The sequence below is a fragment of the Lentzea tibetensis genome, assembly GCF_007845675.1.
In the GTDB taxonomy this organism is placed as follows: Bacteria; Actinomycetota; Actinomycetes; order Mycobacteriales; family Pseudonocardiaceae; genus Lentzea; species Lentzea tibetensis.
In genome coordinates, this window is the sequence record NZ_VOBR01000016.1 from 1 (window position 1) to 19,016 (window position 19,016).

Annotated in this window: 16 protein-coding genes; 11 read left to right on the forward strand and 5 right to left on the reverse strand. The window is 69.4% G+C overall.

Translation table 11 applies throughout. The features are described 5' to 3' along the window. Positions 1–246 precede the first annotated feature (246 nt). From FKR81_RS24220 to FKR81_RS24245, 6 genes are all read left to right on the forward strand, one after another. Positions 247–1,920 (forward strand): ABC transporter family substrate-binding protein, encoded by a 1,674-nt coding sequence (locus tag FKR81_RS24220; RefSeq protein WP_146354693.1) that lies wholly within the window; start codon positions 247–249, stop codon positions 1,918–1,920. Positions 1,921–2,207: 287 nt separating this feature from the next. Then, a complete protein-coding gene (locus FKR81_RS24225; RefSeq protein ID WP_146354695.1) occupies positions 2,208–3,986 on the forward strand; it encodes an ABC transporter family substrate-binding protein in 1,779 nt (592 codons plus the stop codon). A 160-nt stretch (positions 3,987–4,146) separates the two neighbouring features. After that, on the forward strand, positions 4,147–5,151 hold the full coding sequence (locus FKR81_RS24230) for an ABC transporter permease (protein WP_186763145.1): 1,005 nt from the start codon (positions 4,147–4,149) through the stop codon (positions 5,149–5,151). A 22-nt stretch (positions 5,152–5,173) separates the two neighbouring features. Beyond that, positions 5,174–6,076 carry an ABC transporter permease gene (locus FKR81_RS24235; RefSeq protein WP_235921752.1) on the forward strand — a complete coding sequence of 301 codons (903 nt, stop codon included), beginning with the start codon at positions 5,174–5,176 and terminating at the stop codon, positions 6,074–6,076. Beyond that, the gene (locus tag FKR81_RS24240) at positions 6,076–7,233 is read left to right on the forward strand and encodes an ABC transporter ATP-binding protein (protein WP_146354699.1); all 1,158 of its coding nucleotides are present in this window, start codon (positions 6,076–6,078) and stop codon (positions 7,231–7,233) included. The genes FKR81_RS24235 and FKR81_RS24240 overlap by 1 nt, the downstream gene beginning before the upstream one ends. After that, on the forward strand, positions 7,230–8,237 hold the full coding sequence (locus tag FKR81_RS24245; protein WP_146354701.1) for an ABC transporter ATP-binding protein: 1,008 nt from the start codon (positions 7,230–7,232) through the stop codon (positions 8,235–8,237). The genes FKR81_RS24240 and FKR81_RS24245 overlap by 4 nt, the downstream gene beginning before the upstream one ends. A gap of 4 nt (positions 8,238–8,241) precedes the next feature. Here the strand turns inward: FKR81_RS24245 and FKR81_RS24250 are convergent, their stop codons facing one another. Continuing rightward, complete coding sequence (locus FKR81_RS24250) at positions 8,242–11,124, reverse strand: AfsR/SARP family transcriptional regulator (protein WP_186763146.1); 2,883 nt, start codon at positions 11,122–11,124, stop codon at positions 8,242–8,244. 42 nt (positions 11,125–11,166) lie between these two features. On the opposite strand from FKR81_RS24250, the gene mshB reads away from it, so the two are divergent. The 3 genes from mshB to FKR81_RS24265 are packed head-to-tail and all read left to right on the forward strand — an operon-like array spanning position 11,167 to position 13,085. Next, on the forward strand, positions 11,167–12,003 hold the full coding sequence (gene mshB, locus FKR81_RS24255; RefSeq protein WP_146354705.1) for an N-acetyl-1-D-myo-inositol-2-amino-2-deoxy-alpha-D-glucopyranoside deacetylase: 837 nt from the start codon (positions 11,167–11,169) through the stop codon (positions 12,001–12,003). Further along, positions 11,993–12,400 (forward strand): hypothetical protein, encoded by a 408-nt coding sequence (locus FKR81_RS24260; RefSeq protein ID WP_146354707.1) that lies wholly within the window; start codon positions 11,993–11,995, stop codon positions 12,398–12,400. The genes mshB and FKR81_RS24260 overlap by 11 nt, the downstream gene beginning before the upstream one ends. Then, positions 12,393–13,085 carry a hypothetical protein gene (locus FKR81_RS24265; protein WP_146354708.1) on the forward strand — a complete coding sequence of 231 codons (693 nt, stop codon included), beginning with the start codon at positions 12,393–12,395 and terminating at the stop codon, positions 13,083–13,085. The genes FKR81_RS24260 and FKR81_RS24265 overlap by 8 nt, the downstream gene beginning before the upstream one ends. Here the strand turns inward: FKR81_RS24265 and FKR81_RS24270 are convergent. Beyond that, positions 13,061–13,780, reverse strand: a complete 720-nt coding sequence (locus FKR81_RS24270) for a GNAT family N-acetyltransferase (protein WP_235921738.1) — start codon at positions 13,778–13,780, stop codon at positions 13,061–13,063. The genes FKR81_RS24265 and FKR81_RS24270 overlap by 25 nt on opposite strands. Positions 13,781–13,916: 136 nt before the next feature. Here FKR81_RS24270 and fdxA point away from each other — a divergent pair, with 136 nt between their 5' ends. Together fdxA and dapC are read left to right on the forward strand one after the other, a co-directional pair. Further along, a complete protein-coding gene (gene fdxA, locus FKR81_RS24275) occupies positions 13,917–14,243 on the forward strand; it encodes a ferredoxin (protein ID WP_086662771.1) in 327 nt (108 codons plus the stop codon). After that, positions 14,240–15,340 carry a succinyldiaminopimelate transaminase gene (gene dapC / locus FKR81_RS24280; protein WP_328593158.1) on the forward strand — a complete coding sequence of 367 codons (1,101 nt, stop codon included), beginning with the start codon at positions 14,240–14,242 and terminating at the stop codon, positions 15,338–15,340. The genes fdxA and dapC overlap by 4 nt, the downstream gene beginning before the upstream one ends. On the opposite strand, the gene FKR81_RS24285 is transcribed toward dapC, so the two are convergent. The 3 genes from FKR81_RS24285 to FKR81_RS24295 form a co-directional block, all read right to left on the reverse strand. Beyond that, positions 15,330–17,549 (reverse strand): substrate-binding domain-containing protein, encoded by a 2,220-nt coding sequence (locus tag FKR81_RS24285; protein ID WP_146354712.1) that lies wholly within the window; start codon positions 17,547–17,549, stop codon positions 15,330–15,332. The genes dapC and FKR81_RS24285 overlap by 11 nt on opposite strands. Positions 17,550–17,623: 74 nt before the next feature. Further along, complete coding sequence (gene dapD / locus FKR81_RS24290; RefSeq protein WP_146354714.1) at positions 17,624–18,574, reverse strand: 2,3,4,5-tetrahydropyridine-2,6-dicarboxylate N-succinyltransferase; 951 nt, start codon at positions 18,572–18,574, stop codon at positions 17,624–17,626. A gap of 11 nt (positions 18,575–18,585) precedes the next feature. Further along, positions 18,586–19,014 carry a hypothetical protein gene (locus FKR81_RS24295; RefSeq protein WP_146354716.1) on the reverse strand — a complete coding sequence of 143 codons (429 nt, stop codon included), beginning with the start codon at positions 19,012–19,014 and terminating at the stop codon, positions 18,586–18,588. Between the last annotated feature and the right edge of the window lie 2 nt (positions 19,015–19,016).

Consider the following 19,016-nt stretch of genomic DNA (forward strand, 5'->3'; position numbering starts at 1 on the left):
CCAACCGGTGCGTCGGCATCCTGCATGGCTGCCTCAAAACCCGCACGCACTACGACGAGGCGACCGCCTGGTCGCATCGTGTCGAGAAGGCTGCTGCTTGACATTCAAGCTCCTGGGATGTCTTTCGGCTCGTGCCGGTTCGGCCGGGCTCGCCTCGTTTCGCTCGCTGCTGGGCGACTTGGCCGGTCACGTGCGCCTGTGAGGGTCCTTGAACCCCGTTCACAGTTGTCTGGCACTGTGGTGGACATGAGGCGACTTGGGGGAGTGCTGGCGGCGGCCGTGTTCGGCCTTGCCGCGTGCACCAACGCGCCACCACCGCCGCTGGTCCCCGATTCCGAGGTCCCGACGATCGTCACGACGGGCCCGAAGATCAAGGAGATCGTGCTCGGCGTCGACGAGGTGAAGGGCGGGTACAACCCGCACACGCTCGCCGGGCAGAGCGCGATGACCACGGCGTTGTCGTCGCTCCTCCTCCCCAGCGCCTTCCGGCCCGCGCAGGACGGGGCACCGCAGCTGGATCGGACGTTGCTGGTCAGCGCTCAGGTCACCAAGGCCGAGCCGTTCACCGTCACGTACACGATCCGCAGGGACGCGAGCTGGAGTGACAGTGCGCCGATCGCCGCCGAGGACTTCGCGTACCTGTCGGAGCGGATGCGCAACGAGCCCGGCGTGGTGGACGCCGCCGGGTACCGGCTGATCCAGAACGTCGGGTCGCGCGAGGGCGGCAAGGTCGTCGAGGTCACCTTCGCCAAGCCGTTCCCCGGCTGGCGGTCGCTGTTCGGGAACCTGCTGCCCGCCCACCTGCTCAAGGACGCACCAGGCAACTGGTCCAGCGTGCTGGCCACCGGGTTCCCCGCCACGGCCGGGCCGTTCGCCGTGCGGTCGCTCGACGAGCCGCGCGGTGAGGTCATCCTCGAACGCAGCGATCGGTACTGGGAAGCGCCGACGACACTCGATCGGGTGGTGTTGCGGCGGTCGGGGCACCAGGAGATGGCCGACTCGCTCAAGGACGGTGACGTCCAGGCCGCGCTGCTGCGGGCGGATGCCATCGCGCTCAACCTGCTGCGGCCCGTGCCGGGCCTGGTCACCAAGGCCGTTCCGCGCAACGAGGTCGTCCAGCTGCTCGTCCGGCCGGCCAGTCCGCAGCTGGCCACGTCCACGGTGCGCAAGGCGCTGGTCGCCGCGCTCGACCGGGACACGCTCATCGCCGCGGGCACCGGCAACGGGCCGTCCGCGCAGCTCAGGGCGGACTCGCTCGTGGTGCCGCCGAGCAGGCCCGGCTACCAGGCCACGATTCCGGCCGGCATCAGCGACAAGGTGAAGGCCGAGCAGCTGCTCACCTCGGCCGGGTACGTCAAGACCGCCGCGGGCTGGGGCAAGGACGGCAAGCCGCTGCAGATCAGGATCGCGGCGCAACAAGGCGTCGAGCCCTACCTGACGGTCGCGAACGAGGCGCAGCGCCAACTGAAGGCGTTCGGAATTGATGCCAGCGTCATCACGCCGAACGCGGAAGAACTGTACGGAAGACTTCTCGTCTCGAAACTCTCCGAGTCCGAAGGATCGGTTGATATCGCCGTTGTGCCGAGGGCCGATGGCGGTGATTCGGCGGCGGCGCTGGCCAGCTCATTCGGCTGTGTAACTACGCCACCCGATGGTGGGACCGCCGGACCCGTGAATTCCACCGGATTCTGTGATCGGTCAATGCAGCCGTCGATCGAAGCTGTGCTCACCGGCAAGACGCCTCTCGCCGACGGACTCACCGCACTGGAGCCCCAGTTGTGGGAACAGGCCGTCGCATTGCCGTTGTTCCAGGTGGCCGACCTGCTGGCCGTGACACCTGCGGTTTCCGGTGTCGACGCGGGCGCTCCGCTGGCTGGAGTCCTCTCCGGTGCGCCCGAATGGCGCAGGCTCGACCGCTGAGTTAATCACCTTCCCAATTAGCTCGAGGTGCGCGTTGCCTCGTTCGTTGACAGTATTTCCGGCGTCCGGTTAACGAACGCTCCCGGCCGGTAATCGGGGTGTAGCTTGCTGCTACCAGCGTGTCACCCTTTGGTCACGATCACGCGTGGGACAGTGACCCGCCCCGCCACCGGTTCTTACGGTGCTGCAACGGTGTGTCGGTTCGGGGCGCGTATGACACATCACGGGTTACGGGTGATGAAGGCGCCAACAGGCCGCTTCACCCAGTGCTAGGAGGGCACGTGTCGATGAGTAGAACCAAAGCACTGCCGGTGATCGCGCTGCTTTCTGGCGCGGCTCTCGTGCTGAGCGCGTGTAGCGGCAGTGGAGGTGGCGGAGATGCCACCAGTGGCGACGGTTCGATCGCCGAGATGGCGGTCCCGCGTGGTGAGTCGGGTGACACCTACACCGCTCCTGAGACCAAGGAGAGCGACCTCATCGAGGTGTCGCAGGACAAGCCGTTCACCACGTACAACAACGCCACGGCTGACGGCAACAACTCGTACAACACCTACGCGCTGGCGCTGATCCAGGTGGGCGCGTACAAGTTGGACGGCAACAACAAGGTCATCCTGAACAAGGATGTCATGGAGTCCGTCGAGGTCACGAACGCGGACCCGCAGGAAGTCACCTGGAAGCTCAAGTCGGGCGTGAAGTGGTCCGACGGCGAGGCCTGGGACTGCGACGACTTCTACATGCAGTGGTTCACCTCGTCCGGCAAGGTCAAGAAGCCCGACGGCAGCCCGTACTTCCTGTCGGCCAGCAGCAACGGCTACGAGCTGATCGACGGCTCGTGCAAGGACGACCAGACGTTCGTCGGCAAGTTCTCGGACAAGTACCCGGACTACCAGGACCTGTTCAGCGCCGACGTGCTCCCCGCGCACATCGTGGAGAAGCAGGCGAACGTCCCCGACATCACCAAGCTGACGGCCACCAGTGACGCCGCGCAGCTCGCTGCGGTGGCGGAGTTCTGGAACACGAAGTGGAACGGCTTCGACAAGGCCATCCAGCCGGGCTCCGGCCCGTACGTGATGACCGAGTTCGTCGCCAACCAGTCCGTGACGCTGGAGCGCAACCCGAACTGGGTCGGCAAGAAGGGTGGCCCGAAGAAGATCTTCATCAAGGCCATTCCGGACCCGGTCGCCCAGGCTCAGGCGCTGGAGAACAACGAGGTCAAGGTCAACGGCCTGACCCAGCCCGACGTCAACGCCGCCACCCGCCTGAAGGGCCTCGCGTCCCAGGGCATCACCTTCGGCGCGGCTCCGGGTCTCTCCTTCGAGCACCTCGACCTGAACTTCAAGCACCCCGCTCTGAAGCAGAAGGAAGTTCGCCAGGCGTTCTTCCAGTGCGTGAAGCGCCAGGACATCGCGGACAAGCTGATCGCCGAGATCCAGAGCGACGTCAAGCCGCTCGGCTCGCTGATCTTCTTCCCGAGCGACGAGGGCTACAAGGACCTCTACGCGGACAAGAGCAAGGGCAGTGCGGACGAGGCCAAGAAGGTCCTCTCCGGTGCCGGCTGGACCCAGGGTGCCGACGGCATCTTCGCGAAGGACGGCGTGAAGGCGTCCTTCAAGATCAGCCACACCGACATCCCGCGCCGCAAGCAGACGGTCGAGCTCATCCAGGGCCATTGCAAGGAAGCCGGTATCGAGGTCATCGACGACACCGACCCGAACTTCCTCGACAAGCGCGTGAGCGACGGTGACTACGAGGTCGCCCTGTTCGCGTGGTCCGGTGGCCCGTACAAGAGCTCCAAGAAGTCCATCTACGAGACGGGCGGCGGCCAGAACTGGCAGGGCGTCTCCTCGAAGGGCTACGACGAGAACTTCAAGAAGGCCGTCTCGCAGACGTCGATCTCCGACGCGCTGAAGTACTACCAGGAGGCCGACAAGGCGCTGGCCGACGAGTACGCGTCACTGCCGCTGTTCCAGATGCCCAACATGTGGGCGTTCAAGGGCATCGACCGCGTGTACTTCCAGAGCCAGTACGGCGTCGCCACCTACGCCAACGAGTGGCAGCTGAAGTGATCTTGTTCAGCAGGTAGTAAGACCTATGGGGCGGGGTCGGACCACGAGTCCGGCCCCGTTCTCCTGGGTTCCCCCCGACTTCACACCGCGCGTACAGTCCGCGCAGGAGGGTTCCCGTGCCCGGCCTCACCCCCCAGGCCACCGGGTGCCGTCAAGGAGCTTGATCGTGATTCGCTACATACTTCGCCGACTTCTCATATCGATACCGATCTTGTTGATCGGTAGCTTCCTCTGCTACGTCCTCGTTGCCACGGCGGGCAACCCACTGGCTGAAATGCGTGCGAAGCCAGGCGTGACGGAGGCTCAGGTCCAGCAGGTGGCCAACGAGCTCGGCCTCAACCGGCCGGTGCTGGTCCGGTACTGGGACTGGCTGACGAACTTCGTGCAGGGCGACTGGGGCACGAGCGTCGCGCTCGGCCAGGCGCGCGCCGAGGTCCAGCCGGCCATCATGGACGCGCTCTGGACCACCGGACGCCTCGTGCTCGGCGCCGAGCTGCTCGCGCTCACGCTGGGCGTCGCGGTCGGTGTCCTCGCGGCCGTCAAGCAGTACTCGATCTTCGACTACCTCGCCACGAGCACCGCGTTCCTGATGTTCTCGATGCCGATCTTCTGCGTCGCCGTCATCATCAAGAACTACGGCATCCAGTTCAACAACGTGCTGGAGTCGATCGGTCTGCAGCGCTGGCTGACCACGGCGGGCCCGCGTGAAGGCGGGTTCTCCGGCAGCATCGGTGACGCGATATTCAAGTACACCGGCACCTTCCTGCTGCCCACGGTCAGCCTCATGCTGATCAGCTTCGCGGCGTACAGCCGGTTCGAACGGGCCTCGATGCTGGAGATCATGCACTCCGACTTCGTGCGCACCGCGCGGGCGAAGGGCATCTCGCAGAGCCGCGTGATCTTCCGCCACGCGTTCCGCAACGCGCTCATCCCCGTCGCGACGCTGTTCTCGCTGAACTTCGGCGCCGTCTTCGCCGGCGCGATCATCACCGAGACGGTCTTCGGCTGGGTGGGCATGGGTACGCGTCTCGTCGAGGCGGTGCGCAACTTCGACCCGTCCATGCTCATGGGCTGGCTCGCGGTGACCGCGACCATGGTCGTCCTGTTCAACCTGGTTGCCGACATCGTGTACGGCATCCTCGACCCGAGGATCCGACTTGGCTAACGTCAACCTCACCTCAGCGTCCCTGCCGCCCGCGGGCGTCGGTACCGACAGCTCGCACGAGTTCGACGCGGCCACCACCAGGACGCAGGGCCAGCTCGTGCTTCGCCGGTTCCTCCGGCACCGCATGGCGATGATCAGCTTCGGTGTGTTCATCGCACTGGTGGTCTTCGCGTTCATCGGCCCGCTGGTGTGGTCCTACGACTTCGAGGACGTCTCCAGCAAGGCCTACCAGGCGCCCAGCATCGGCCACCCGCTCGGCACCACGCAGGTCGGCAAGGACATGCTGGCGCTGCTGATGCGCGGCACCGGCTACTCGCTGCAGATCGCGCTCGTCGTCGCGGCGCTCGCCACGGTCATCGGCGTCGTGTTCGGCGCCCTCGCGGGTTACCTGCGCGGGTTCGTCGACAACGCGCTGATGCGGCTCGTCGACCTCATGCTGATCGTCCCGCAGATCGCCGTCGCGGCCATCGTCGTGAAGGGCTTCTCGGGCAGCTGGTACGTCGTCGCTCTCGTGCTCGCGGCCTTCGCGTGGATGTCCATCGCCCGCATCACCCGCGGTGAGACGCTCTCCCTGTCGCAGCGCGAGTTCATCGAGGCGGCCAGGGCGTGCGGCGCGACGACGCCGCGGATCATCTTCAAGCACCTCGTCCCCAACATGATCGGCAGCATCACGGTCAACGCGACCCTCGCGATCGCGGCGGCCGTGCTGACCGAGGCCGCACTGTCGTTCCTCGGCCTGGGCGTGCGCCCGCCGGACACCTCGCTCGGTGTGATCGTGCAGGAGAACTACGGGCAGTTCCTCAACCGTCCCTGGCTGTTCTGGGGACCGTTCGTGGTGCTCGTGTCCCTCTCCCTCGCGGTCAACTTCATCGGCGACGGTCTGCGCGACGCGTTCGACCCCCGGCAGACGAAGGTGCGTGCCTGATGTCCCAGGTTTCCGAACTGACGGAGGACTTCCTCCCCTCCGACTCCACCACCCCGCTGCTCTCGGTCGAAGGCCTCTCGGTCACGTTCCCGACCGACGACGGCGACGTGCGCGCGGTGCGCAACGTGTCGTTCGACCTCAACTCCGGTGACGTGCTCGGCATCGTGGGTGAGTCGGGGTCGGGCAAGTCGGTCTCCTCCATGGCGATCATGGGTCTGCTGCCGGGATCGGCGCGGATCGAGGGCTCCATCCGCTACCGCGGCCAGGAGCTCGTCGGCCGCAACTACAAGCAGATGCAGCCGTTCCGCTCCAAGCACATCTCGATGATCTTCCAGGACCCGATGACGTCGCTCAACCCGGTTTACACCGTGGGCTGGCAGCTCGCGGAGACCTACCGGGCGCACCACAACGTCTCGAAGAAGGCGGCGTGGGCGAAGGCCGTCGAGTCGCTGGAGCTGGTCGGCATCCCGCAGCCGGACAAGCGTGCGGCGCAGTACCCGCACGAGTTCTCCGGCGGCATGCGGCAGCGCGTCGTGATCGCCATGGCGATCATCAACGACCCCAGCGTCATCATCGCCGACGAGCCGACGACCGCACTGGACGTCACCGTGCAGGCGCAGATCCTCGACACGATGCTGCGCATCCAGCAGGAGACCGACGCCGCGATCGTCATGATCACGCACGACCTCGGTGTCGTCGCCGGCATGGTCAACCGCGTGCAGGTCATGTACGGCGGCACGGTCGTCGAGTCCGGTCCGGTCGACGACGTCTTCGAGGCGCCGCGCATGCCGTACACCGTCGGCCTGCTCGGCTCCGTGCCGAACCCGTCGACGCTGGGCAAGCGCCTCACCCCGATCAAGGGTGCGCCGCCCTCGCTGGTGAACCTGCCGTCCGGCTGCGCCTTCTCACCGCGCTGCCCGCTCGTCGCCGAGGTGTGCCACGAGTCGGAGCCGGTGCTGGCCGAGGCCGGTGTCAGCAACCACCGTTCCCGGTGTCACCGCTGGGAGCACCTGGCGACGCTGGAGAACCCGCAGAAGCTGTTCCTCACCGAGGAGATCGGCGTCGTGGAGAACCCGGCCTCGCTCACCGTGGCCGACCCGGACATCCCGGTGATCGCGGACATTGTTTCCGTTGATTTCGAAGGAGACAAGTCGTGACCGCCGTCAGCTCTTCCGGGCCCCTCCTGGAGGTCACGGACCTCGTCAAGTCCTTCCCGGTGCGGGGCAAGGGGATCATCCCTCGCTCCGTCGGTGAGGTGCAGGCCGTCTCCGGCATCTCGTTCAAGCTGGAGGCGGGCGAGACGCTCGGTCTGGTCGGCGAGTCGGGCTGCGGCAAGTCGACGACCGGCCGCGCGATCCTCCAGCTGCACAAGCCGACCTCGGGCTCGGTGAAGTTCGAGGGCCGCGAGCTCACGTCGATGAGCACCAAGCAGCTCCGGCCGCTGCGCAAGGACATCCAGATCGTGTTCCAGGACCCGTACGCTTCGCTGAACCCGAAGTGGCAGGTCAACGACATCATCGCGGAGCCGCTGCGCATCCACGGCAGGGAGAAGGGCGTGCAGGGCCGGGTCAACGAGCTCATGGAGCTCGTCGGCCTCAACCCGGAGCACCGCAACAGGTACCCGCACGAGTTCTCCGGCGGCCAGCGCCAGCGCATCGGCATCGCGCGTGCGCTCGCGCTCAACCCGAAGTTCCTCGTGCTGGACGAGCCGGTGTCCGCACTGGACGTCTCCGTCCAGGCGGGCGTGGTGAACCTGCTGGAGGAGCTGCAGGACCGGCTCGGGCTCGCGTACCTGTTCGTCGCGCACGACCTGTCGGTCGTCCGGCACATCTCGGACCGGGTCGCGGTCATGTACCTCGGCAAGATCATCGAGATGGGTGACCGCGAGGCCATCTACAGCAGGCCGATGCACCCCTACACCCAGGCGCTGCTGTCCGCGGTGCCGATGCCGGACCCGAAGGCGGAGCGCCAGCGCCAGCGGATCGTGCTCACGGGTGACGTGCCGTCGCCGGTGAACCCGCCGTCGGGCTGCCGGTTCCGCACGCGGTGCTGGAAGGCGCAGGACATCTGCGCCACCGAGGAGCCGAAGCTCGAGTTCCGCGGCTCGCCGGAGGGCACCATGTCGGCGTGCCACTTCGCCGAAGAGAAGTCCGTGGTCTGAGAGTTCACTGCCGAACGGGGTCTCGCGACTGGTCGCGGGACCCCGTTTTCCGTTGCACGGCAAGCGCTCGCTGCTCGTGCAGCCGCAGCCCGGTCCGCTCGATCTCCTCGAGCGCCGCGGCCGCATCCCGTGCCGCGGCCTCGTCCTCGCCGAGCTCGTGCCGCGCCTCCGCGCACCCGAGCAGCGACTCGATGCGGCCGGTGAGGTCGTCGGCCGCGGTGAGCGCGGCCAGCCCGCCCGTGTGCTTCGCGACCGCGCCGCGGGCGTCGCCGAGGTGCCGCAGCGCCAGGCCGACGCGGTTGAGGAACCTGCCCTCGAACATGTCGTCCGCCCGTGATCTCGCGAGCGCGAGGCCTTCCTGCCCGTACGCCAGTGCCTGGTCGTGCAGGCCCAGCGCGCAGTGCACCGACGACAGCTCGTCGAGTGCGACGAGGTCGCCGCGCGTCGCCCCGGTCAGGTGGTAGAGCCGCTGCGCCTCGAGTACGAGCTCCAGCCCGGCGGCCGGCCTGCCCTGCTCGCGGAGCGCGTGGCAGAGGTTGGTCAGGCAGTTCCCCGTCGTGTAGTCGTTGCCGAGCTCGCGGGTCAGCGCCAGCCCGGCGCGCAGGTGCCGTTCGGCTTCGATCAACCGGCCGGTCTCCACGCACGCCATGCCCAGGCTGGACAACGCGTTCGCCTCGCGCAGCCGGGCACCGGCCGCGCGGGCGACCGTCAGCGACTCGGTGAGCAGCTCGACCCCGAGGTCCGCCTCGCCCAGCCGCATGTGGGCGATACCGATGTTGTGCAGCGCCGCGGCGAGCCCGTCCGACGGGCCGAGCTCGCGGTACCTGTCCGCGCCGTGCGTGAACTGGACGATCGCGTCGCGCAGGCGGTGCTGGGTCCAGCGCAGCGCGCCGAGGCTGTTGTGCATGACGGCCTGTGCCAGCTCGTCGTCCGCCGCCCGTGCGGCGGCGAGGCCGGCATCGGCGAGCAACGCCCACTCCGGCTGCAGGTGGGCCAGCACCAGCTGACCGCGCAACGCGTCGGCGAGCCGCCAGCTGATCGATCCCGCGTCCGCGGCGGTCGCCGTCGCGACGAGGTTGCCCAGCTCCGCTGCGACCCAGGCCCGTGCCGATGCCGAGTCGGTGAACTCGCGTCCCGTGCCAGCGGGCTCCGGCCAGCGCGTGCGGTGCAGGCCGGTGTTGGTCGCGACCGCCGCGTTCTCCGAGCCGGCGAGGTACCACTCGGCCAGCCGCCGGGTGGCCGCCCGCCAGTGGCTCTCCTCGGCGAGGCAGCACTGCCGGGCGAACTCGCGAAGCAGGTCGTGGAAGTGGAAGCGGCCGTCCTGGTGCTGCAGGAGGTTCGCCGTGACGAGACGCTCCAGCAGTGGCGCCGCCTCCGCACCCGCGAGCACGGTGGCCGACCCGGTCGTGAAGTCCACGCCCGGCGCGACACCCAGCAGGCGGAACAGCCGCCGCACCTCGGGTGACAGCGCGTCGTAGGACAGGGAGAACGTCGTGTGCACGGCGTTCTCCTCGTCGCCGTCGATGGCGAGCGCGGTCAGCCTGCTCTCGCCGCGCAGCTCGTCGAGGTAGTCGGTGATGTCGCTGTCCGCGATCCGCGCTCCGGCGATCCTGATCGCCAGCGGCAGGTGCGCGCAGGCGTCGACGAGCTCCGTCGCGGACGCCAGGTCGAACCGCTCGCTGACCAGCTGGTCCAGCAGCCCGAGCGCCTCGGTCGTGCTGAAGGCGCCCAGCGCGACGTGCCGGGCGGGGAGGTCGTCCAGGGTGTCGCGGCTCGTCACCAGCACGCCGCAGCCCGCGGCCACGGGCAGCAGCGGCAGGACCTGCTCGGTCGAGGCCGCGTTGTCCAGCACCACCAGCACCTGCCGTTCGGCGAGCAGCGAGCGGTACAGCGCGACCTGCTCCTCCTCGTCGTGCGGGAGCATCTCCGGCGCGACGCCGAGCGCGCGGAGGAACCGGGCGATCGCGTAGCCGGGCCGCACCGCGGGCTGGGGCGAGTACCCGCGCAGGTTCACGTACAGCTGCCCGTCCGGGAACCGCGCGCGCACCCGGTGCGCGACGTGCACGGCGAGCGTGGTCTTGCCCGTGCCGGGTGGCCCGGAGATCGCCGCGGTGCGGCCCGCGAGCTCCTCCAGCGCGCTGATCTCCTCGGCCCGGCCGACGAACCCCGTGACGTCCGCGGGCAGCTCGGACGGCACGACCCGCGGCGGGCTCAGCTGGTCGGCCAGCGCGCGCAGCTCGGGACCGGGGTCGAGGCCCTGCTCGTCGGCCAGCCGGTCGCACAGCGCGCGGTACACCTGCACCGCCTCCGCCCGACGGTTCGACCGGTGCAGCGCCCGCATGAGCTGCCCGGTCAGCCGTTCCCGCAGCGGGTGCTCGGCGACCAGCACCCGCAGCTCGGTGACGAGATCGGCGTGCCCGCCCAGCTCCAGCTCCAGCTCGATGCGGCGTTCCAGCGCGCCGAGCCTGCGTTCCGCGAGGTCGGCCACCACGTCGGCGGCCAGCGCGGTCGGGGTGCCGCGCCACAGGTCCAGCGCCGCGCGCAGCAGGGCGGCCTCCCTGGCGGGATCGGCCTCGCGGTGGGACTCGGCCAGCAGCTCCCTGAACTCGAGCAGGTCCAGCTGGTCCGATCCGATCTCGACGACGTAACCGTTCGGCAAGGTGCGGATCACGTCGCGGTGCGGGCCCAGCGCCCTGCGCAGCCGGGTCATCGCCGTGAGCAGTGCCGCGGGGCTGCCGCCCACCACGTCGAGCAGCCGGTCCGCGTCGACCCCGACACCGGCGTTCACCAGCAACGTCGCCAGCAGGTACCGCAGCTTGCCCGAGGGCAGCACGACCAGCCCGGCGTCATCGTGGACCTCGAGCTCACCGAGTACTGCGAACCTCACCGCCATCGCACCCGGATGCTAGCCGCGCTCTACTCTTTTCCGGTGACGCTGACTGCACCACCACGGTTGCTCCTGGTACACGCGCACCCCGATGACGAGAGCCTGTGGACGGGCGGCACCATCGCGAGGTACGCGGCGGCGGGTGTGCACGTCACCGTGGTCACCTGCACCCTGGGGGAAGAGGGCGAGATCATCCCGCCCGCACTTCAAGAACTCGCCGCGAACGCCGCCGATCAACTGGGCGGGTATCGAGTGGCGGAGCTGAGATCGGCGTGCGCGGCACTCGGCGTGACCGAACACCGGTTCCTCGGCGGCATCGGCCGCTGGCGCGACTCCGGCATGGTCGGCGTCGACTCCAACGCGCACCCGCGCGCCTTCGTCCAGGGCGACCTCGACGACCAGGCCGCCGCACTGCTGGAGATCATCAAGGAGGCCAAGCCGCAGGTCGTCGTGTCGTACGACGCGTTCGGCGGCTACGGCCACCCGGACCACATCCGCGCGCACGAGATCACCATGGCCGCGACCGCGCAGACGAACGACGTCGAACGCGTCTTCTACGCCGTGACCTCTCGCGACGCCACGAAGGCCGGGCTGGCCGAGCTGGACGTGACCGGCCTGCCGTTCCGCATGCCCGCCGACGGCGAACTGCCCGTCACGCCGGACGAGGAGATCACCACGGTGGTCGACGTGTCCGAGCACCTGGCCGCCAAGCGGCGGGCGTTGCGCGCGCACTCCACGCAGGTGAGCGTGTGGCCCGAGGGCTACGCGCTGTCCAACAACATCGCCCAGCCGCTCGTGGGCGCTGAGTACTACGTGCTCGCCAGGGGTGCCGCGGACGGTGCCGCCACCGACCTGTTCGGAGGACTGGGTGAGCGTTAGCGCGCGGCTGTTGCTGCTGCTCCTGTGCGTCGAGACGTTCGTGCTCGCCGTGCTGGAGGTGTTCTTCCTGCCGCTGCGCCTCGACGGCACCCTGCTGCCGAGGTGGGGCGACATCCAGTTCCCGATCACCATCGGGGTGGCCATCGTGACGACGCCGATGCTCGTGCTGAGCGCGGCCGGCCTCGGTCGCTCGCTGCGGGTCGCGGCGGCGCCGCTCGCGGTGTGGGCGCTGACCGTGTTCGTCACGCTGTTCTTCGAGCCGGGCGGCCAGTACATGCTGCTGGACGACTGGCGCACGCTGATGCTGTTCGCCGGCGGCGCGCTGCCCGGCGCGGTGGCCGTCGGCGCGGTGATGGGGCGCCACGCCCGGGAACGGGTACCCGGCACCCATGGCTGAGGCGATCACCGACAGACACGTCGTGGCGGTGCTGAGACCGTTCGTGCGGGCCTCAGGGCCGCTGGTGGACAGGTTGCGCGAGTCGAACCCGTTCGGGCTGCGGGACAGCGAGCTGGAGGGGTTGCTCGGCAAGCTGGCGACGATCAAGGCACCCGGAACCGCCGCGTGGGCCGCGATGAGCGTCGAGGACCGCGACGAGTGGTGGATCAACCGCGTCGGGCGCTTCACGGCGCTGCTGGCGTCCGTGCCGGGCATCGGCGGCGCGCTCGCGGACCGGCTGCCGATCCAGGACGCGCTCGGCGCCGCCGGTCAGGGGCTGCTGCTGTGCGCGCTGGCCGGTGAGCACGGCTTCACGTCCGTCGAGGATCGGGTGCGGCTGCTCGCGTGGGTGCTGTTCGAACGCGACGTCGACCCGACGCCGCGAGAGCCCGACGAGGACGCCAGGACCGAGGAGCTCAAGGTCGAGGGCGGCACGATGAAAGCCGTGGCTCGGACGGTGTGGAAGCTCGGCCGCATGCTCTGGGGGCTCGGCGACGAGCTGGGCAAGCGCCCGCAGGGACGCCTGCACCACAAGGCGCTCGGCATGCTGCCCGTCGTCGGACTCGTCGGCGACTACCTGGGGGAGCGGTCGGCGCTGCGCAAGGTGCGCACGCGCGCGCTTCAGTGGTTCGACGGGATCCAGTAGCGGTACCGGTGGTGCTCGGTGCAGCCGAGCTCCTCGTAGAGCCCGATGGCGGCCGTGTTGTGCTCGGCGACCTGCAGGACGCACGTCTTCGCGCCCCGTTCGACGCCCCAGCCGGCCAGCTCGCTCATGAGCCGGCGCGCGAGCCCCCGGCGCCGGTGCGACGGCCGCACCGCCAGCCGCGCCACGTGCAGCAGGTCCTCGACGACCGTTCCGCGCACGGCGGCGACCGTCACGCCATCCTCCTCGATGCCCGCGAAGCACACCTCGCCGGTGGCGAGCACGTGCCGTTGCGCCGGGGTCGGATCCTTCGACGCGGCCAGTTCCCACCATCCGGGACTCGCGTCACTTCGGGCCGGAGATCCCGCGAACGTCTCGAGTGGCCCGGTCATCACGAGCGACTCGGCACCTCCTGGATGGTCGAGGTTCACCCGCCAGCCCGCCGCGTCGACCGCGTCCTCGTTGCGCGAGCCGATCACCACGTGCGCGGTCGGCTCGATGCCGTGTGACCTGGCGAAATCCTCGGTCGCGCGCAGCGCTTCGGCGACGGGGACGCCCGGATCGCCCGTGGTCAGCGTGCTGTTGGCGCGTCCGGTGAAGCCGTCCGCGGCGCGCATCCACCAATCCCCCAGCCGTTCTTCGACCAGTGCGGGCCATGCTCGTGCGCAGAGGTGTTCGAGAAGATCGACGTCGTGCACGGTTCCATCCTGACCCATCGCCCTGTGTGACCTGGATTACCGTGGAACTAAGGCAGGCCTGACCGGGTGATACTCAAGTGTGCCGCGTACTCTCCGGCTTGCGCGGTGTGGACCAGAACAGAAGCAGGAGAGCGCAGTGACCTATGTGATCGCCCAGCCGTGCGTGGACGTGCTCGACAAGGCGTGCATCGAAGAATGCCCCGTCGACTGCATCTACGAAGGCGACCGGATGCTCTACATCCACCCCGACGAGTGCGTGGACTGTGGCGCGTGCGAACCGGTGTGCCCGGTGGAGGCCATCTACTACGAGGACGACGTTCCCGATGAGTGGAAGGACTACACCAAGGCGAACGTCGACTTCTTCAACGAGCTCGGCTCGCCCGGTGGCGCGTCGAAGGTCGGCAAGGTGAGCGCCGACCCCGAGTTCATCAAGGTGCTCGAGCCGCAGGCCGAGGGGCATTGACCACTCTGCGCAAGGGGCCGGCCCTGCCGGACTTCCCGTGGGACGCGTTGGCTGACCACGCCGCCAAGGCGCGCACGCACCCCGGTGGCGTGGTCGACCTGTCCATGGGGACACCGGTCGACCCGGTCCCGCGGGTGATCCAGGAAGCGCTGGCCACCAAGGCGCACGAGCCCGGTTACCCCACCACGCACGGAACACCCGAGCTGCGCGAGGCGGCCGTCGCGGCCATGGCCCGCCGGTTCGGCGTGACCGGTATCGACCCGGCCGCGGTGCTGCCGACCATCGGTTCCAAGGAACTGGTGGCGTGGCTGCCGAAGCTGCTGGGCCTCGGTTCCGACGACATCGTCGCGATCCCCGCCGTGGCCTACCCGACCTACGAGGTCGGCGCCCGCATCGCGGGCTGCGCCGTGGTGCGGCTGGAGGACGGCGAGGCCCCGCCCGCCGGAACGTCGTTGGTGTGGCTCAACTCCCCGTCGAACCCGACCGGCCGCGTCCTGTCCGCGTCCGCCATGCGCTCGGCCGTCGACGCGGCGCGGTCCGCGGGGGCGATCGTGGCCTCCGACGAGTGCTACCTGACGCTGCCGTGGGAGTCCACGCCGGTCTCCGCGCTGCATTCGTCCGTTGTGGACGGTGACTTCGACGGGGTGCTCGCGGTGCACTCGCTGTCGAAGTCCTCGTGCCTCGCCGGATATCGGGCCGGGTTCGTCACCGGCGACGCCGAACTGGTGGCCGGGCTGCTGGGGATTCGCAAGCACGCCGGGATGATCGTGCCCCGGCCGGTGCAGGCGGCCATCACCGCGGCGTTGTCGGACGACGCGCACGTCGAGGTGCAGAAGGCCCGGTACGGGGCGCGGCGCGAGGTGCTGCTGCCCGCCCTGCGCGCCGCGGGGTTCACGGTCGACCACTCCGAAGCCGGCCTCTACCTGTGGTCGACGCGCGGTGAGGACGCCTGGGAGACCACGGCTTGGTTCGCCGATCGCGGAATCGTCGTCGCTCCGGGCACCTTCTACGGGCCGACGAGCACGAAGCACGTGCGGATCGCGCTGACCGCGTCGGACGAGCGCGTCGCCGCCGCGGCCGAACGCATCACAGCCTGACGGAGCCGTTGGTCCCCGCCAGGATGTGCGGCAGGATCGCGCGGACGGTGGTCGACGTGGTCGGCGAGCTGTCGATCACGAACTGACCGCCGAGCCCCTCGACCCGTTCGCGCATCGTGTCGAGCCCGAAGTGGCCGGGGCGCCGGACCCGCGGGTCGAACCCGGTGCCGTCGTCGAGCACCTCGATCTCCAGCGTGCCGTCCACACTGCCCGGTTCGACCAGCCGGACCTTGATGCGCTCGGCCTGCGCGTGCTTCGCGCAGTTGTGCAACGCCTCGCGCACGAACAGGAACAGCTCGGACTCGGCGCGCTCGTCCAGCGGGAAGTGGTCCTGCGACGTGTCGACGAGGATGTCCAGTCCCTCGCGCGCGGACAGCGCTGCCGCCTGCTTGCGGATCGCGACGACCAGCCCGTCGTTGTGCAGCGCGTCCGGGCGCAGCTGGAAGATCAGCGCGCGCATCTCGGACAGGGCCGTCTGCGTCAGGTCGCGCAGATCTTCCAGTCCCCGCGCCATCTTCGCGTCGCGCGTGCTGTCGTTGCCGCGTTCGACCATGAGCTGCAGCGCACGGGTGTGCAGGTTCATCGAGAACAGCGCCTGCGACACCGAGTCGTGCAGATCTCCTGCCAGCCGTTGACGTTCCTCGCGCCGGTGCGCGTCCTCGACGGCCGCGAGCGCCGCGCGTTCCCGCTCGACCATGAACGCCCGGTGCAGCGCCGCACTCAGCTGCGACTGGAGCGTCTCGTACAGCCAGCCGATCCGCGGGCCCACCTCGAGCAGCACGAAACCCAGCTGCTCGTCGGTGAAGTACAGCGGCGCGAGCACCGTGTTGCGCGGCCGCGGGCCGGCCAGCAGGTCTCCCGGCACCAGCTCGACGGAGCGGAAGATCTCCAGGTCGGGCGTGATGTCCAGCCGGACGCCGTCCTCGCAGGCGAAGAGCAGGTCCGACCACGCGGTCGCGGTTCTGTTGGCCCGCTTCACCTGCGTCTCGGTGTCGTCCGGCGAGGGGAGATCACCGTGGTAGGACGCCAGGTAGCAGCTCGGGATCCCGATCTTGGAGAGCGCGCCGGGCAGCATGTCCAGCAGCTCGTCCGCGTCGGACGCCGCGATCAGGTCCTGGCCGATCTCCCTGACGATCTGGCTGCGCTTCTCGACGATCACCTGCATGTACTGCCAGTCGCGTTCCTCCGGCGCGCTCAGCTCCGGCGCCTCGGCGGGCTCGCACCCGCAGGAGCGGCGCACGACGAGCTCGGTGGGCACGGTGACCACCGGGTCGACGGGCTCGCCGTTCAGCAGGCGGGCCACGACCTCGACGGCGCGATGTCCCAGCTCCCAGAACGGTGCGCGGACGGTGGTGAGGGACAGGCTGTCCACCGCGGGACCGTCGTCGCCGGACGGTTCGCTGAACCCCAGCTCGTCGGACGTGATGTTGATGGAGTCGTCGAACCCGACGACGGCCACGTCGCCGGGGACGCTGAGCCCGGCGCCCGCGAGCGCGGCGACGACCGCCACCGCGAACCCGTCGTTGACCGCGGCCACGGCTTCGGGCGGGTCGGCGAGAATCCGGGCGAGCCACTCGGGGTCGATCTCCGCGGCGTGGCCGGTCGCGACGCCTTCGGTGTCCGTCGAGGTCACGCCGCACGTGACGACCGCGTCCGGCGAGGCGATGCCGTCGCTGGTCCACGGTTCCGAGTTGGCCGAGACCAGTTGCGGGTCCACGGTCAGGCCGTGGTCGCGCATCGCGTCGAGATAGCCCTGGTAGCGCTCTTCGGCGCCGTCGTGGGTGGTGGGTCCGCGCACGAACGCGATCCGGGTGTGACCGTGCGCCTCGATCAGGTGGGCGACGGCTTCGCGCATGCCGGACCGGTTGTCCATGAGCACCATGGGTGCGTCACCGAGCGCCTGCTCGACGGCCACGACCGGCAACGGCGAGTACTGGCGGCGGAACGCTTCCATGCGTTCGCTGCCGACGTGGATGCCGAGCGTGCTCGACCACACGACCAGCGCGTCGACCGACTCCGGGCCGACCAGGTCGTAGACCACGTTGGCCTGGCGCTTGAACCCCGTGTCCTCCAGCGGCCTGCCGCAGAACGTGATCAGGTCCAGCCCGAGTTCGCGGGCGGCGTCCATCGCGCCGAAGGACTGGTCGGCGTAGATGTCGAACAGGTTCTGCTGCAGCATGCCGACCACTGGTCGGCTCCGCGAGACCACGAGCCGATGCTAACCCCCAGGTGGGGCGTGATGGCTACCTCCGAGTAGGTGGCCATCACGCCCACGCACGGTGGTCAGTTGGCGTGCAGGGCCTCGTTCAGCTCCACGCCGGTGCCCTTGCGGGCCTTCACCAGCACGGTGCCGGACACCGAGTCGCGGATGAACAGCAGTCCGGACTGCCCGGACAGCGACCCGGCCTTCGCGACCTCACCGGTCGGCAGCGTCACCTTGGTGCCCGCCGTGATGTAGAGACCGGCCTCGACCACGCAGTCGTCGCCGAGCGAGATGCCGACACCGCCGTTGGCGCCGACGAGGCAGCGCTCGCCCAGCGAGATGACCTCTTTGCCGCCACCTGAGAGCGTGCCCATGATTGAAGCGCCGCCGCCGACGTCCGAGCCGTCACCGACGACGACGCCCGCGGAGATGCGGCCCTCGACCATCGAGGCGCCGAGCGTGCCCGCGTTGAAGTTGACGAAGCCCTCGTGCATGACGGTCGTGCCGGACGCCAGGTGCGCGCCGAGCCGCACGCGGTCCGCGTCACCGATGCGCACGCCGGTCGGGACCACGTAGTCGACCATGCGCGGGAACTTGTCGATGCCGTACACGGTCACCGGGCCGCGCACGCGCAGCCGCAGGCGGGTCTGCTCGAAGCCGTCGACGGCGCACGGACCGTGGTTGGTCCACACGACGTTCGTCAGCTTGCCGAACACGCCGTCCATGTTCTGGCCGTGCGGCTGGACCAGCCGGTGCGACAGCAGGTGCAGCCGCAGGTAGGTGTCGTAGGCGTCCGCGGGCGCGTCCGCCAGCGCGATGCCGGTGCGCACGCCGACGACCTCGACGCCGCGCTCCAGGTCCTCGCCGAGCAGCTTGGCCGCCGCCTCACCGAGTTCGGCCGCCACCTCGGCCGCCGAGAGGCGGAAGGTGCCGGTGGCCTCCCCGCCGAGTGACGGCGCGGGGAACCAGGTGTCGAGGACGGTGCCGTCCGGGGTCAGAGTGGCAAGACCAATCGCATTCGCAGTGCTCACAGGCGTACAGGTTAGTCGGGAACCTGCGCGGAGAAGTACAGGGAGCCCAGGTCGCCCCTGGTCGCGATGAGCGCCTCGTTGCACTTGGACTGCCTGGCCTCGGTGCTGGAGACGTTGTCGACCTTCACGTCCGAGCACTTGTGGGTCTCGAACTCGCCGACGGCGGTCATCAGCTTCGGCAGCGTGTCGCGCACGGCGGGCTCGACGGGCTTGCCCTGCAGCGACTGGTCGAGTGACTTCGCCATCGCGCTGACCTTGCCGACCCACTTGGCGCACTCCGCGGGCGTGCCCGAGTGCTGCGACCCGCAGGGCGCCTCGAAGAGGGTTCTGATCTCGCCGCACTGTCTGCCGCAGGCTTCGGGGGCCGGGCCGCACCCGGAGGCGCACAACCCAGCGGCGGACAACAGGGCGCCGATGAGGAGCGGTGTGCGTTTCGTCACGC

What these genes read in the sequence shown, in the direction of transcription:
- FKR81_RS24240 (WP_146354699.1), top strand. Translation starts at nt 6,076, where the DNA reads ATGTCCCAGGTTTCCGAACTGACGGAGGACTTCCTCCCCTCCGACTCC.
- FKR81_RS24225 (WP_146354695.1), top strand. Translation starts at nt 2,208, where the DNA reads ATGAGTAGAACCAAAGCACTGCCGGTGATCGCGCTGCTTTCTGGCGCG.
- FKR81_RS24220 (WP_146354693.1), top strand. Translation starts at nt 247, where the DNA reads ATGAGGCGACTTGGGGGAGTGCTGGCGGCGGCCGTGTTCGGCCTTGCC.
- FKR81_RS24265 (WP_146354708.1), top strand. Translation starts at nt 12,393, where the DNA reads ATGGCTGAGGCGATCACCGACAGACACGTCGTGGCGGTGCTGAGACCG.